At 71.0% G+C, this 13627-nt stretch carries 12 protein-coding genes; 2 read left to right on the top strand and 10 right to left on the bottom strand.

From position 1 onward, the window contains the following. Nucleotides 1-117 precede the first annotated feature (117 nt). The 10 genes from ACFYPN_RS28115 to ACFYPN_RS28070 all read right to left on the bottom strand — a co-directional run bounded on the left by ACFYPN_RS28115 (nt 118) and on the right by ACFYPN_RS28070 (nt 9961). Nucleotides 118-1155: a YihY/virulence factor BrkB family protein gene (locus ACFYPN_RS28115; RefSeq protein ID WP_389302033.1), complete on the bottom strand. Its 1038-nt coding sequence runs from the start codon at nt 1153-1155 to the stop codon at nt 118-120. A gap of 127 nt (nt 1156-1282) precedes the next feature. Then, complete coding sequence (locus ACFYPN_RS28110) at nt 1283-1966, bottom strand: DUF3618 domain-containing protein (protein WP_358760537.1); 684 nt, start codon at nt 1964-1966, stop codon at nt 1283-1285. After that, entirely contained in the window at nt 1942-2394 is a 453-nt protein-coding gene (locus tag ACFYPN_RS28105) for a phage holin family protein (RefSeq protein WP_389302030.1), read from the bottom strand. The genes ACFYPN_RS28110 and ACFYPN_RS28105 overlap by 25 nt, the downstream gene beginning before the upstream one ends. Before the next feature lie 11 nt (nt 2395-2405). Next, the gene (locus ACFYPN_RS28100; protein ID WP_389302027.1) at nt 2406-3143 is read right to left on the bottom strand and encodes a hypothetical protein; all 738 of its coding nucleotides are present in this window, start codon (nt 3141-3143) and stop codon (nt 2406-2408) included. A 447-nt stretch (nt 3144-3590) separates the two neighbouring features. After that, the gene (locus ACFYPN_RS28095; RefSeq protein WP_389302025.1) at nt 3591-4619 is read right to left on the bottom strand and encodes a LacI family DNA-binding transcriptional regulator; all 1029 of its coding nucleotides are present in this window, start codon (nt 4617-4619) and stop codon (nt 3591-3593) included. Nucleotides 4620-4673: 54 nt separating this feature from the next. Next, complete coding sequence (locus ACFYPN_RS28090) at nt 4674-4994, bottom strand: L-rhamnose mutarotase (RefSeq protein ID WP_389302022.1); 321 nt, start codon at nt 4992-4994, stop codon at nt 4674-4676. Nucleotides 4995-5061: 67 nt separating this feature from the next. Next, complete coding sequence (gene rhaS, locus ACFYPN_RS28085) at nt 5062-6150, bottom strand: rhamnose ABC transporter substrate-binding protein (protein WP_389302019.1); 1089 nt, start codon at nt 6148-6150, stop codon at nt 5062-5064. A 169-nt stretch (nt 6151-6319) separates the two neighbouring features. Continuing rightward, nucleotides 6320-7387 carry an ABC transporter permease gene (locus ACFYPN_RS28080; RefSeq protein WP_389302016.1) on the bottom strand — a complete coding sequence of 356 codons (1068 nt, stop codon included), beginning with the start codon at nt 7385-7387 and terminating at the stop codon, nt 6320-6322. Continuing rightward, nucleotides 7380-8435, bottom strand: a complete 1056-nt coding sequence (locus tag ACFYPN_RS28075) for an ABC transporter permease (protein WP_389302013.1) — start codon at nt 8433-8435, stop codon at nt 7380-7382. The genes ACFYPN_RS28080 and ACFYPN_RS28075 overlap by 8 nt, the downstream gene beginning before the upstream one ends. After that, the gene (locus ACFYPN_RS28070) at nt 8432-9961 is read right to left on the bottom strand and encodes a sugar ABC transporter ATP-binding protein (RefSeq protein ID WP_389302011.1); all 1530 of its coding nucleotides are present in this window, start codon (nt 9959-9961) and stop codon (nt 8432-8434) included. Before ACFYPN_RS28070 ends, ACFYPN_RS28075 begins: the two co-directional genes overlap by 4 nt. A 351-nt stretch (nt 9962-10312) precedes the next feature. Between ACFYPN_RS28070 and rhaI the strand changes: the two genes are divergently transcribed. Both rhaI and ACFYPN_RS28060 read left to right on the top strand, forming a co-directional pair. After that, nucleotides 10313-11479 (top strand): L-rhamnose isomerase, encoded by a 1167-nt coding sequence (gene rhaI, locus ACFYPN_RS28065; RefSeq protein ID WP_389302009.1) that lies wholly within the window; start codon nt 10313-10315, stop codon nt 11477-11479. An 85-nt stretch (nt 11480-11564) separates the two neighbouring features. Then, nucleotides 11565-13610 (top strand): bifunctional aldolase/short-chain dehydrogenase, encoded by a 2046-nt coding sequence (locus tag ACFYPN_RS28060; RefSeq protein ID WP_389302007.1) that lies wholly within the window; start codon nt 11565-11567, stop codon nt 13608-13610. Nucleotides 13611-13627 lie beyond the last annotated feature (17 nt).

Raw genomic sequence — 13627 nt, 5'->3', positions numbered from 1 at the left:
CGCGGGTTGGGGGGCCGGGGGGGGGGCGGGGGGGGGGGGGGGGGGGGGGGGCCCCCCCCGGGGGGGGGGGGCGGGCCCCCCCGACCCTCAGGATCTCTCCTCCGGGCCCGCCGACCCTCAGGATCTCTCCTCCGGGCCGCCGCCGCGCCGCTCCTCCTCGTCACCGCGTCTGTCGGCGAGGTGGTCGTCCCGCGCCGCGGCCCGGTGGTCCTCGTCGGTCCATTTCCGGGTGTCGCGCGGTTCCACGTACGGTTCGTTCTCCGCAGGGTGGCCGCTGACGGCAGCCCGTTCGCGGGCCATCTCGGCGTCGAACTCGAGGCCGAGGAGAATCGCCAGGTTGGTGATCCACAGCCACACCAGGAAGATGATGACGCCGGCGAGCGCACCGTACGTCTTGTTGTACGAGCCGAAGTTGGCCACGTAGAAGGCGAAGGCCGCCGACGCGACCAGCCAGATCACCAGGGCCAGCAGACTGCCCAGGGTGATGAACTTGAAGCCGCGGCCCTTGGCGTTCGGCGCGGCCCAGTACAGGACCGCCAGCATGATCGCCACCAGCACGACGAGAAGGGGCCACTTGGCGATGGACCAGACGGTCATCGCCGTGTCACCCACGCCCAACGCCGTGCCGACCTGCCGGGCTATCCCTCCGGAGAGCACCACGATCAGGGCACTGGCACACGCGAGGATCATCAGCAGGAGGGTCAGCCCCACGCGCACCGGAAGAACCTTCCAGACCGGGCGGCCCTCCGGAACGTCGTAGACGACGTTGGACGCGCGGATGAAGGCGGCGATGTAGCCGGAGGCGGCCCACAGGGCTCCGAGCAGTCCGACGATCGCCAGTACCGTGCTGGTTCCTCCGCTGGACTGGAGCTGGGTCACCGCGTTGGTGATCACGTCCCTGGCCGCGCCGGGCGCGAGCTTCTGGATGTTGTCCAGGACCGTCCGGGTGGCGGAGTCCCCGGCTATGCCGAGCAGGGCGACCAGCACCAGCAGGGCGGGGAACAGGGCCAGGATGCCGTAGTAGGTCAGTCCGGCTGCCCGGTCGGTCAATTCGTCCCGCTTGAACTCCTTGACCGTGCGCTTCAGGATGCGTCCCCACGAGCCCTTGCTGACCTTGGTCGGTGAGTCGGGAGGCTTGCCTTCTCGAGTCGTCATGAGCGTCTACCCCACAGGTGCGACGAGCGTGCCGTGGCGGCCCTTCCCGCAGGCCGGTCGGGGCGGTGGTGTACGGGCGGTGTGGCGGGCAGGCCGCCCCGGACCCCCGCCCCGATGCACGGACGGGTCAGCCCTGTCCGCCGTCCGTCCGGTCCCTGGCCCCCTGGACGGTGTTCCGGCCCACCTCGCGCAGGCGGGACGCGGCCTCCTGTCCGGAGTCCTGGGCCTGTTGCTTGGTGGCCCCGGCGGCGTCGCGGGCGGTGCCCTTGACCGACTCCACCGCCTCCGTGGCGGGCCCGCGCATGCCCTCGCCGATCTCCTGGGCCGCTCCCTGCGCGGTCTCCTTGGCGGGCTGGAGCAGTTCGTCGGAGTGCTCGCGGAGCCGGGAACCGAGCCTCTCCTCCGCCTCCGAGGCGGGGAGGAGCGCCGCGGCGAGCATGCCCGCGCCGAACGCGATGACCCCGGCGGCCAGGGGGCTGCCCTGCGTCTGCCTGGTCACTCGGTCCGGGGCCGCGCGTACGGTCTGTCCGACCTGGTCGGCGGTGCGCCGGACGGCGTCGCCGGCGTCCGAGACGCTGCCTTCCGCGCTCTCCGCGAGGCCGCGGGCCTTCTGTCCGGTCTGCTCGCCCGCCGTGCCCGCCACACCCATCACCCGTTCCCTGACGCCGGCCAGCCGGTGCTGTGCGGCATCGGCCTTGCGCCGCGCGATCTTCTTCGGTGTCGCCCGGTCCGCGAGACGGTCGACGTTGCGTGCCAGCCGCGCCCGGGTGTCATCCACTTCGTTCTTCAGTTCGTCCGGTTCCGTGCCCATTGGGCATCCTCCTTGAGCGCTTCCGTGGTCCGTTCCGGCTTGACCTGGACCGTACGCATCCGTTTGCGTCCGTTCACCAGGAGTACGGCGGCCACCACGGCCCATATCGCGGCCACGATGAGAGCGGCCCAGGCGAGGTCGACGAGGTGCGCGAGCCCGAAGATCGCCGCGAGGCTGCCCAGGAGCAGCACCAGATGTCCGGCGTAGCCGGACCCGGCGAGCATGCCCGCCGCCTTGCCCGCTCTCGTCGCTTCCTGCTTGATCTCTGCCTTCGCGAGTTCGATCTCGCTACGGACGAGCCGGGTGAGGTCCTCGCTGATCTCGCCGACGAGTTCGCCGATGGACGGGTCCGCCGAGGGTGCCCGGGTGGCGCCGGTCAAGCCGGCGTCGTGCGGGGCGTCGGTGTTCCCGGGAGAGGAGATGGCCACGATCAACCCCCTTACGGCTGTTGCGGGTCAGGGTCGGGGTACGGGTCCGTGCCCGGGAGAGGCCCCGGGGGCGCCACCGGTCCGCCGTAGGACGGCGTGAGCCCCGGTTGCCCGTAGGAGTCCGGGGACTCCGGCGCGTCGTACGGTGAGGCGGCCGGGGCCGCCTCGGGCTCTCCCGTACGGCGCTCGTCGCCGCCCCGGGACGAACCCGTCGGCGCCCCGTGGGCGTGCGCCGTGGCGCTCGCGGACTTGACGCCCTTGCCGAGCCGGGCGGTCGCGAAGCCCGCCAGCGCGGCGCCCGCCAGAAACATGCCGGGACGGCGCCGGGCGAAGTCCTGAAGGTCATTCAGGAGTCCTTGCGGTCCCCGGTCCTCCAGTCTGGCCGCCACTCCCCGGCCATGATCCGCGACCTGCCGCACCGCATGGGTGGCCGGCGAGCCCTCCTTGCCGTCCTTTCCCATGTCACCCAGATCGTCGGCCAGTTGGCGGACCGCGTGCGCCAGACGCTCCGTCTGGGACTGTGCCTGGTCCCGTAGTTGGTCACGCAGCTCGCCCGCCACGTCCCGGGCCCGTGCGGACGCCTCGCCCGCCACGTCACCCGCGCGTTCTTTCGCGGTGCCCGCGACATCGGCCGCCTTCTCGCTCACCAGCCCTATGCCTTCACCGGCTCCCTCCTGCGCGGCCTGCTTCACGGCCGCCGCCTTGCCGTCGTCTTCCGGACCGTTCGCGCCGTCGAAGTGACTCAACATTCCTCCTCGGTCGTCCTGTGCGGGGGCGGGTCGTCCTGCGGATCCGGGCCGGCGCCGTCGTCCTCGGAAACCGGTGCGCCGCCTCGCCCGGCACGAGGGCTCCGGGCGCCGGCCGCGCTCACGAGTCGGCGCCGCACTGCGGACAAGGCCGCACCGCCTGACGCCGAACACGGTCCGCCGGCCACCCCGTGGTGTACAGGCACTCGTCCGTTGGTCCGACAGGCACCACTTCCATCATGACAACCGATGAGAAATGTGCCACATGACCGGATTCCTCCTCGCGGCCGTCCGACACCACCGCCGCCGTCCCGGAGCTCTGGATCGTTTCAGGCCGCCGGTCCCTCACGCCGGGCCGGGGCGGCACGGGTGATCAGCGGTTGACCGGCCGGTGATCGGCGAGGCACCGGCGGAGGCCGGCGGAAGACCGGCGGGGGCCCGGCCGATGGATCAGCGCGGAATGAGAGTCGACTGGCGCACGACCAGCTCCGGCTGGAGGACCACGTCTTCGTGCCGGTGGGCGAACGCCTCCTCGGCCGACTCCCGGAGCAGCAGCTCGGTGGCTCGCGCTCCGATGGTGAGTGCGGGCTGACGCACCGAGGTGAGGGGGACGGTCGCCGCGGCGGCGAACTCGATGTCGTCGTACCCGACGATGGCCATGTCTTCGGGGACCCGGACCCCGGCCGCGTACAGGGCCTGCAGCACCCCGAGCGCCAGCAGGTCGTTGGCGCAGAAGACGCCGGTGGGGCGCTGGGCCAGGCCGAGCAACCGGGCTCCGGCGTCCCGCCCCGCGGCGACGTCGAGGCGCGCGGCGGGGACCTCGCGCAGGGCCTCGGGAGGGAGGCCGGCAGCGGCGAGCGCGGTGAGGGCGCCGGCACGCCGGTCCCGCACCTGGTTCAGGTGGTCCGGCCCGCTGACGTAGGCGAGGGACCGGTGTCCGGCGGCCGTCAGGTGACGGATCGCCAGAGCGCCGCCCGCGACGTCGTCGACGGAGACGGAGCAGCCGTCGTCGTCCCCCGCCACGCGGTCGACGAGGACGAAGGGGATGCCGTGGCGGCGGAATGCGCGGAGGTTGCTTCCGTCGGAGTCGGCCGGGGTCACCAGCACTCCGCGGACGCGCTGCTCGGCGAAGAGGCCGAGGTACTCCGCCTCGTCCTGCGGGTTCTGGTCACTGTTGCAGACCATGACCCCCAGGCCGGCGTCCCTGGCCGCGCGTTCGGCGCCCCGGGCGATGTCGACGAAGAACGGGTTGCCCATGTCGAGCACGAGCAGCGCCATGATGCGGCTGCGCCCCGCCCGGAGTTGACGGGCGTGTTCACTGCGTACGTAGCCCAGGGCCGCGATGACCCGTTTCACGTGCCGCCGGGTCTCCTCCGACACCCGTTCCGGTTGGTTGATCACGTTGGAGACGGTGCCCACCGAGACGCCCGCCTCGCGAGCCACGTCCTTGATGCTCACCGCCCGTGCGGCTGCCGCCACCGGTCCCACCCGATCTCTCGTGACGCGGTCTCCCCCGCGGACACCACCCGGTCCTCAGACGAGGTGGAAGATCTCCCGGAGCGGTCGCATGGCCGCGTCGGGGGCCTGCCCGTCGAGCGCCTCGAAGAAGTCCGCCATCTCCGCCTGCCAGTGGGCGTTCACCTCGGTGGCGTCCATGGCGGCGCGGGCCTTCTCGAAGTCGGGCGTCTCCAGGTAACCGACCAGCAGCCCGTCCTCCCGCAGGAAGAGCGAGTAGTTGTGCCAGCCCGCGTCAGTGAGGGCTGTCCGCATCTCGGCCCAGACGGGCTGGTGCCGTTCGCGGTACTCCTCGATCCGCTCGGCCCGGACCTTCAGCAGGAAGCAGACACGCTGCACGGTGACGCCTTTCTTCGAACGGGAGTGGGGCCGCGCCGGCACGCGCGGCCCCACGGTTGCGGCAGGATCAGAACTGGAACTGGTCGATGTTGTCCCGGGTGAAGACGGTGGGCTTGCCGAGTGAGACGACCCCGTCCTTTCCGATCGTGAACGCCCCGAGGTCGCCGGCCGTGTAGGTCTCACCCTCCGCGCCGGTGATCCGGCCGGACTGCAGGGCGACGGCCGTGTGGGCGGCGAGCGCGCCGAGCTTGGCCGGGTCCCACAGCTCGAAGCCCTCGACGGTGCCGTTCTTCACGTACGCGCGCATGTCGTTGGGCGTACCGAGGCCGGTCAGCTTGACCTTGCCCTTGTACTTGGAGCCGGACAGGTACTGGGCGGCGGCCTTGATGCCGACGGTGGTGGGCGAGACGATGCCCTTGAGGTCCGGGTGTTCCTGGAGGAGGCCCTGGGTCTGCTGGAAGGACTTCTGGGCGTCGTCGTCGCCGTAGGCGGTCTTGACGAGCTTGATGTCCTTGTACTCCGGCTTCTTCAGCTCGTCCTTCATGAAGTCGATCCAAGTGTTCTGGTTCGTGGCCGTCTGGGCCGCCGAGAGGATAGCGATCTCGCCCTTGCCGCCGATCTGCTTCGACAGCAGCTGGATCTGGGTGCGGCCGAGGTCCTCGGCACTGGCCTGCGAGACGAAGACCTGGCGGCAGTCGGTCTGGGTGTCGGAGTCGTACGTGACGACGCTGACGCCGTTCTTCATCGCCTGCTTGAGGGAGGTGCAGAGGGCGCCCGGGTCCTGGGCGGACACGGCGATGGCGTCGACCTGCTGCTGGGTGAGGGTGTTGACGTAGCTCACCTGGCCGGAGGTGTCGGTGCCGCTGCTGGTGCCGACCTCCTTGTACGTGGAGCCGAGCTCGTCCAGGGCCTTCTTGCCGCCGTTGTCGGAGGTGGTGAAGTAGGGGTTGTTGACCTGCTTGGGCAGGAAGGCGACCGTGAGGCCCTTCTTGGTGGCGCTGTTCGGGTCGGCCTTGCCGGTGGCGGCGGCCGGGCCGGCCTCCTTGTTCGCGGAGTCCTTGGTGGTGCCCGAGCAGGCGGTGGCGCCGAGGGCGAGGACGGCGGCGGTGGCGAGCGCGGCAGTCAGCCGGACGCTGCTGGCGGTGTTGCCGTACATGGCGATTTCCTTTCGCTGCCGCGAACGGCAGGGGCTGCCGGGCGGATGCCCGAGAGGTGACGAAGTACGAGGTGCGACGAGGAGCGGGAAGGGGGTGGGCAGGGTCGAGCGCGCCCGCGGTGGTGTGGGCGTGAGGAGGCGCTCGGGTGGTGAGGCGGGTAGCGGCGGGTCAGGAGGCGCCGGGCGAGGGGACGACGGCCGGCGCGGTGGCTGTTCGCCTGCGGGCCCGTGCCTGGACGACCTGGCGGCCGACCCTGGGGGCGAGCACGGAGATCACCAGCAGGACACCGGTGACGACGATCTGGGACTGGGCGGACACGTTGACCAGGCTCATGACGTTCTGCAGGGTGCCGAGCAGCAGTACACCGGCGACGGCGCCGCCGAGGGTGCCCCTGCCGCCGTCGAAGTCGATGCCGCCGAGCAGTACGGCGGCGATGACCGAGAGTTCGAGTCCGGTGGCGTTGTCGTAACGGGCGCTGGCGTAGTGCAGCGTCCAGAAGACGCCGGTGAGCGCGGAGATCACGCCGGTGGTGACGAACATCGAGAGCTTGAGCCGCTTGACGCGGACACCGGCGAACCGGGCCGCGTCCTCGCTCGCTCCGGTGGCGAAGAGCGAGCGGCCGACCGGGGTGGCGTGCAGGACGAGTACGGCCACCACGAGGAGGGCGGCGAAGGGGACGGCGGCGTACGGGATGAAAGTGCCGCCGATCCGGCCCGCGCCGAAGTCGAGGTACTGGGTGGGGAAGTCGGTGACCGAGTCGGAACCGAGGATGATCTGCGCGATGCCCCGGTAGGCGGCCATGGTGCCGATGGTGACGGCGAGCGAGGGCAGTCCGAGCCGGGTGACGAGCACTCCGTTGACCAGGCCGCAGACCACGCCGAGCAGCAGGCAGACCGGGATGATCGTCTCGATCGCCATGCCGTTGTTCCAGAGCGCCCCCATCACCGCACCCGACAGGCCGGCGGTGGAGCCGACGGAGAGGTCGACCTCGCCGGAGACCACCAGCAGCGTCATGGGCAGCGCGATCAGCGCGATCGGCAGGGTGTTGCCGATGAGGAAGGACAGGTTCAGCGCGTTGCCGAAGTTGTCGACGAAGGAGAAGGAGCAGATCAGCAGGGTGATCAGCAGGGCGCCGACCGCGGTGTCCCAGCGGATCGCTCCGCCGAGGCGGGCGAGGAGCGGAGGCCGGCGGGCCACCGGGGGCCGGGCGGTCGCGTTCTTGGTGGTGTCAGGCATGGCGGGCGCTCCTCATCTGTGCGGCCTTCTTGCGCAGCCCTGCGGCCACCCGCAGGGCCAGGATCCGGTCTGCGGCGATCGCGAGCAGCAGCAGGAAGCCGTTGATCGCGGTGACCCAGACGGAGCTGACGCCGATGGCCGGCAGCACGCTGTTGATCGAGGTGAGCAGGAGGGCGCCGAGGGCGGCTCCGTAGACCGTGCCGGAGCCTCCGGTGAAGGCGACGCCGCCGACGACGACGGCGCTGACGACGGTGAGTTCGTATCCGTTGCCGGTGGCGGAGTCGACGTTGCCGAACCGGGCGAGGTAGAGGGCGCCGGCGAGTCCGGCGAGCACGCCGCAGAGGACGTAGGCGGTCATGATCCGGGCGCGGACCGGGATGCCGGCGAGCCGGGCGGCCTCGGGGCTGGAGCCGAGCGCGTAGAGGTCGCGGCCGCTGTGGTAGCTGCGCAGGTAGTAGGCGACGGCGGCCAGCACGACGATGGCGAGCAGGGCGAGGTAGGGCAGCACCCGGATCCCGTCGTGGCCGAAGGCGACGAAGCCGTCGGGGAGCGCGTCGGCGGTGATCTGGCGGGAGCCGACCCAGATGGAGTCGATGCCGCGGACGATGTAGAGGGTGCCCAGGGTGACGACGAGTGCGGGCACCTTGCCGAGGCTGACCAGGGCCCCGTTGAGGACGCCGAAGAGGATGCCGAGGGCGATCGCGATCAGGACGGCGACCAGGGGGCTTCCGCCGTCCTGGAGGTAGACGCCGGCGCCGAAGGCGGAGATGCCGAGGACCGAACCGACGGAGAGGTCGACGTTGCGGGTGATGACCACGACCGCCTGGCCGACCGCGACGAGCACCAGGATGGTCGCGTTGAGCATCAGGTCCTTGATGCCCTGCTCGGAGAGGAACTCGGTGTTGGACAGCTGGGTGACGCCCAGCATCACGACGAGGACGAGGGCGACGGCCAGTTCCCGCGCCTTGAACACTTTGTCGACAAGTCGCCGCGAGGCGACGGACTGGGGTGCGGGCTCGTGCCGCACCGGCTCTGCAGCCATGGTCATGCCGCGTTCCTTCCTCGGGCGGCACGGCCGGTCGCCGCCGCCATCACGGTCTCCTCGGTCGCCTCGGACCGGGGGATCTCGGCGGTCAGCCGTCCTTCGTGCATCACCAGCACCCGGTCGGCCATGCCGAGGATCTCCGGGAGGTCGGAGGAGATCATCAGCACCGCCACCCCCTCGGCTGCCAGCGAGGACAGCAGCCGGTGGACTTCGGCCTTGGTGCCGACGTCGATGCCACGGGTGGGTTCGTCCACGATCAGCACCTGCGGGCGGGTCGCCAGCCACTTGGCGAGGACGACCTTCTGCTGGTTGCCGCCGGAGAGGGTTCCGACGACGTCGGCGAGGCGGGCGTACTTGACCTGGAGCTTGACCGCCCAGTCGACTGCCCGGTCGCGCTCGGCGCCGCGGTCCATCACTCCGGCGCGGGTGGTCTCGGCGAAGCCGGTGAGGCCGATGTTGCGTTCGATGGACATGTCCATCACCAGGCCCTGGGCCCGGCGGTCCTCCGGCACCAGGGCGAGGCCGGCGGCCATCGCGACGCTCGGGGCCCCGGGCTTCAGCCGCTTGCCGAGCACCTCGACCTCACCACCGTCGAACCGGTCGACACCGAACACGGCGCGGGCCACTTCGCTCCGGCCGGCACCGACCAGCCCGGCCAGGCCGACGATCTCGCCGCGGCGGACGTCGAAGGAGACATCCGTGAAGACACCCTCACGGGTCAGCCGGCGCACGCTGAGGGCGACTTCGCCGATCTCCGTGACCTGCTTCGGGTAGAGCTCGTCCAGGTCGCGGCCGACCATGCGGCGCACCAGATCGTCCTCGCTCAGGCCGTCGATCGGCTCGCTGGAGATCCAGGTGCCGTCGCGAAGGGTCGTGACGCGCTGGCAGAGCGCGAAGATCTCCTCCAGGCGGTGCGAGATGAACAGCACGGCCGCGCCCTGCGCGCGGAGCGCCCCCACGACGCCGAACAACCGGGCCACCTCGCTGCCGGTGAGTGCTGCGGTGGGCTCGTCCATGATCAGGACGCGGGCGTCGAAGGACAACGCCTTTGCTATCTCCACCAGTTGCTGGTCAGCGATGGAGAGGCCGCGGGCCGGCTGGTCGGGGTCGAGGTCGACACCGAGGCGCTCGAAGAGTTCGGCCGCGGCCCGCTTGACTGCGCGGTGGTCCACCCGGCCCAGCGAGCGGCGGGGCTGACGGCCCACGAAGATGTTCTCCGCGACGGACAGGTCCGGGAAGAGAGTCGGCTCCTGGTAGATCACCGCGACTCCCGCGTCCCGGGCGTCCGCCGGGCCGTGGAACTCGACGGGCCGGCCGTCCAGGAGGACCGTGCCCGCGTCGGGACGGTGCACGCCGGCCAGGGCCTTGATCAGGGTCGACTTCCCGGCGCCGTTCTCGCCGGCCAGGGCGTGCGCTTCGCCGGCGTGCAGCCGCAGCGACACGCCACGCAGGGCTCGGACGGCACCGAAGGACTTGCTCACCCCCTCCAGTGCGAGCACCGGAGTCGTCTCCGGTTCGGGGTGCGTCATGGATTTCTCCCGTGCTTGTGTCGAGCGCAGAGCCCGACATGAAATGTTTCAGTGGAGTTGCCGGGAAGCTAGCCCCGCCTTGTCGGACCCGTCAAGGGGTGTTCCGCAGCGAACTCCCCGAAACCTCTGGCGCACCCGACAGCACCACCCTGCCTCGGCCCTGAACTGCGCATGTGGGGCTGGAGGGGTGGCGGGGGCCGCAGCGAAGACACGATGCGGTAACACGCCGGCCACCTCGCCGGAACTCTTGACGGCATTCTCGGGGACGACTAACTTCTCCCACGCAATGAATCGATTCATTGAATCTTCCGGCGGCTGCTGCCAGGGCCGCCCGCACATCCCGAGGTGGACATGCCCGACATCGCCGCAGTGAAGGCCGTACTTGCCGGCCAGCGGATCGAGACCCCGTCCTGGGGCTACGGCAACTCAGGTACGCGGTTCAAGGTCTTCGCGCAGGCCGGGGTGCCCCGGACCCCGTACGAGAAGCTCGACGACGCGGCGAAGGTCCACGAGTTCACCGGGATCGCCCCCGTGGTGTCGCTGCACATCCCCTGGGACCGGGTGGACGACTTCGCCGCGCTGGCCGCGTACGCGAAGGACCGCGACCTGGAACTGGGAGCGATCAACTCCAACACGTTCCAGGACGACGACTACAAGCTCGGCAGTGTCTGTCACCCGGACGCGAAGATCCGCACCAAGGCCCTGGCCCATCTGCTGGAGTGCGTCGACATCATGGACGCGACCGGCTCGCGGGACCTGAAGCTCTGGTTCGCGGACGGCACCAACTACCCCGGCCAGGACGACATCGCGGCCCGCCAGGACCGGCTGGCCGAGGCGCTGGCCGCGGTGTACGAACGCCTCGGCGACGACCAGCGACTGTTGCTGGAGTACAAGTTCTTCGAACCCGCCTTCTACACGACGGACGTACCGGACTGGGGCACCGCGTACGCGCACTGCCTCAAGCTGGGGCCGAAGGCCCAGGTCGTCGTGGACACCGGGCACCACGCGCCGGGCACGAACATCGAGTTCATCGTCGCGACGCTGCTGCGCGAGGGGAAGCTCGGCGCCTTCGACTTCAACTCCCGCTTCTACGCGGACGACGATCTGATGGTCGGCTCGGCGGACCCCTTCCAACTCTTCCGGATCATGCACGAGGTGGTCAAGAACGGCGGACTGGACCCCGAGACCAACGTCAACTTCATGCTCGACCAGTGCCACAACATCGAGGCGAAGATCCCCGCCGTCATCCGCTCGGTGACGAACGTCCAGGAGGCCACGGCCAAGGCCCTGCTCGTCGACATGGACGCGCTGACCGCCGCCCAGCGCGACGGAGACGTACTCGGTTCCAACGAGGTACTGATGGACGCCTACAACACCGACGTCCGTCCCCTCCTGCGCGAACTCCGCGAGGAGCAGGGCCTCGCGCCCGACCCGGTCTCCGCCTACCGGAAGTCCGGCTGGCAGGAGAAGATCGCGGCCGGCCGCGTCGGCGGCGACCAGGCCGGCTGGGGCGCCTGACCGCACGTCGCTCGCACGGGCCGACAGCCCCGGCCCTCCCCCCCTCGCGCTGTCCCGCACTCCCAGATCCCGAAGGACTCCTGCCATGGCCTCCGCCACGCACACCACGGCCGCCGCGCTGATCGCGCGCTCCCGCCGGCTCGGCTCCGACCCGCGCAACACCAACTACGCGGGCGGCAACACCTCCGCGAAGGGCACCGGGACCGACCCGGCGACCGGCGGCGACGTCGAACTCCTCTGGGTCAAGGGGTCCGGCGGCGACCTCGGCACCCTCACCGCATCCGGTCTGGCCGCGCTCCGCCTCGACCGGCTGCTCGCCCTCCGGGACGTCTACCCGGGGGTGGAGCGCGAGGACGAGATGGTCGCGGCCTTCGACTACTGCCTGCACGGCAGGGGCGGCGCGGCTCCCTCCATCGACACCGCGATGCACGGCCTCGTCGACGCCGCGCACGTGGACCATCTGCACCCGGACTCAGGCATCGCGCTCGCCTGCGCCGCGGACGGCGAGAAGCTGACCGCCGACTGCTTCGGCGACAAGGTCGTCTGGGTGCCCTGGCGCCGTCCCGGCTTCCAGCTCGGCCTGGACATCGCCGCGGTCAAGGAAGCCAACCCGCAGGCCGTCGGCTGTGTGCTGGGCGGCCACGGCATCACCGCCTGGGGCGACACGTCCGAGGAGTGCGAAGCCAACTCGCTCTTCATCATCCGCACCGCCGAGGAGTACCTCACGAGGAAGGGCAAGGCCGAGCCCTTCGGCCCGCTGCTCCCGGGGTACGAACCGCTGGCCGAGGCCGAGCGCCGGGAGCGCGCCGCGGCCCTGGCGCCCGTGATCCGCGGCCTGGCGTCCCAGGACCGCCCGCAGGTCGGCCACTTCGACGACACCGAGGCCGTACTGGACTTCGTGTCCCGGGCCGAGCACCCGCGGCTCGCCGCCCTCGGCACGTCCTGCCCCGACCACTTCCTCCGTACCAAGGTGCGCCCGCTGGTCCTGGACCTGCCGGCCGGCGCGCCGCTGGACGAGGCGGTCGCGCGGCTGAAGGAGCTGCACCAGGAGTACCGGGCGGAGTACCGCGCCTACTACGACCGGCACGCCACCGCCGACTCCCCCGCCCTGCGCGGGGCGGACCCGGCGATCGTGCTCGTGCCGGGCGTGGGCATGTTCTCCTTCGGGAAGGACAAGCAGACCGCCCGGGTGGCCGGGGAGTTCTACCTCAACGCCATCAACGTGATGCGTGGCGCCGAGGCAGTCTCCGTCTACGCCCCCATCGAGGAGTCGGAGAAGTTCCGCATCGAGTACTGGGCGCTGGAGGAGGCCAAGCTCCAGCGGATGCCGGAGCCGAAGCCGCTCGCCACCCGGGTCGCGCTCGTCACGGGCGCGGGAAGCGGCATCGGCAAGGCCATCGCGCACCGTCTCGTCGCCGAGGGCGCCTGCGTCGTCGTCGCCGACCTGAACGCGGAGACCGCCGTCGCCGTCGCCGAGGAACTGGGCGGCCCCGACAAGGCGGTCGCCGTCACGGTGAACGTCACCTCCGAGGAGGAGATCACCGAGGCGTTCAAGACGGCGGCCCTCGCCTTCGGCGGGGTGGACCTGGTCGTCAACAACGCGGGCATTTCCATCTCCAAGCCGCTCCTGGACACCACGGCCAAGGACTGGGACCTCCAGCACGACATCATGGCCCGCGGCTCCTTCCTCGTCTCGCGCGAGGCCGCCCGCGTCATGATCGCGCAGGGGCTCGGCGGCGACATCGTCTACATCGCCTCCAAGAACGCCGTCTTCGCCGGACCGAACAACATCGCCTACTCCGCCACCAAGGCCGACCAGGCCCACCAGGTCCGGCTGCTCGCGGCCGAACTCGGCGAACACGGCGTCCGTGTCAACGGCGTCAACCCCGACGGGGTCGTCCGGGGCTCCGGCATCTTCGCCGCGGGCTGGGGCGCCCAGCGCGCCGCCACGTACGGCATCGAGGAGGAGAAGCTGGGCGAGTTCTACGCCCAGCGCACCATCCTCAAGCGCGAGGTGCTCCCCGAGCACGTCGCGGGCGCGGTCTTCGCGCTCACCGGCGGCGACCTCACCCACACCACCGGCCTGCACATCCCGGTCGACGCGGGAGTGGCAGCGGCCTTCCTGCGCTGATCCGTGGTCAGGGGGGC

It is taken from the genome of Streptomyces sp. NPDC005576, from assembly GCF_042871745.1.
In the GTDB taxonomy this organism is placed as follows: Bacteria; Actinomycetota; Actinomycetes; order Streptomycetales; family Streptomycetaceae; genus Streptomyces.
This window is presented reverse-complemented; position numbering and strand designations above follow the sequence as displayed.

Bases quoted from the DNA above. Each gene is read 5' to 3' on its own strand.
- ACFYPN_RS28115 (WP_389302033.1), bottom strand. From the start codon at position 1,155: ATGACGACTCGAGAAGGCAAGCCTCCCGACTCACCGACCAAGGTCAGC.
- ACFYPN_RS28110 (WP_358760537.1), bottom strand. From the start codon at position 1,966: ATGGGCACGGAACCGGACGAACTGAAGAACGAAGTGGATGACACCCGG.
- ACFYPN_RS28100 (WP_389302027.1), bottom strand. From the start codon at position 3,143: ATGTTGAGTCACTTCGACGGCGCGAACGGTCCGGAAGACGACGGCAAG.
- rhaS (WP_389302019.1), bottom strand. From the start codon at position 6,150: ATGTACGGCAACACCGCCAGCAGCGTCCGGCTGACTGCCGCGCTCGCC.
- ACFYPN_RS28080 (WP_389302016.1), bottom strand. From the start codon at position 7,387: ATGCCTGACACCACCAAGAACGCGACCGCCCGGCCCCCGGTGGCCCGC.
- ACFYPN_RS28075 (WP_389302013.1), bottom strand. From the start codon at position 8,435: ATGACCATGGCTGCAGAGCCGGTGCGGCACGAGCCCGCACCCCAGTCC.
- ACFYPN_RS28070 (WP_389302011.1), bottom strand. From the start codon at position 9,961: ATGACGCACCCCGAACCGGAGACGACTCCGGTGCTCGCACTGGAGGGG.
- rhaI (WP_389302009.1), top strand. From the start codon at position 10,313: ATGCCCGACATCGCCGCAGTGAAGGCCGTACTTGCCGGCCAGCGGATC.
- ACFYPN_RS28060 (WP_389302007.1), top strand. From the start codon at position 11,565: ATGGCCTCCGCCACGCACACCACGGCCGCCGCGCTGATCGCGCGCTCC.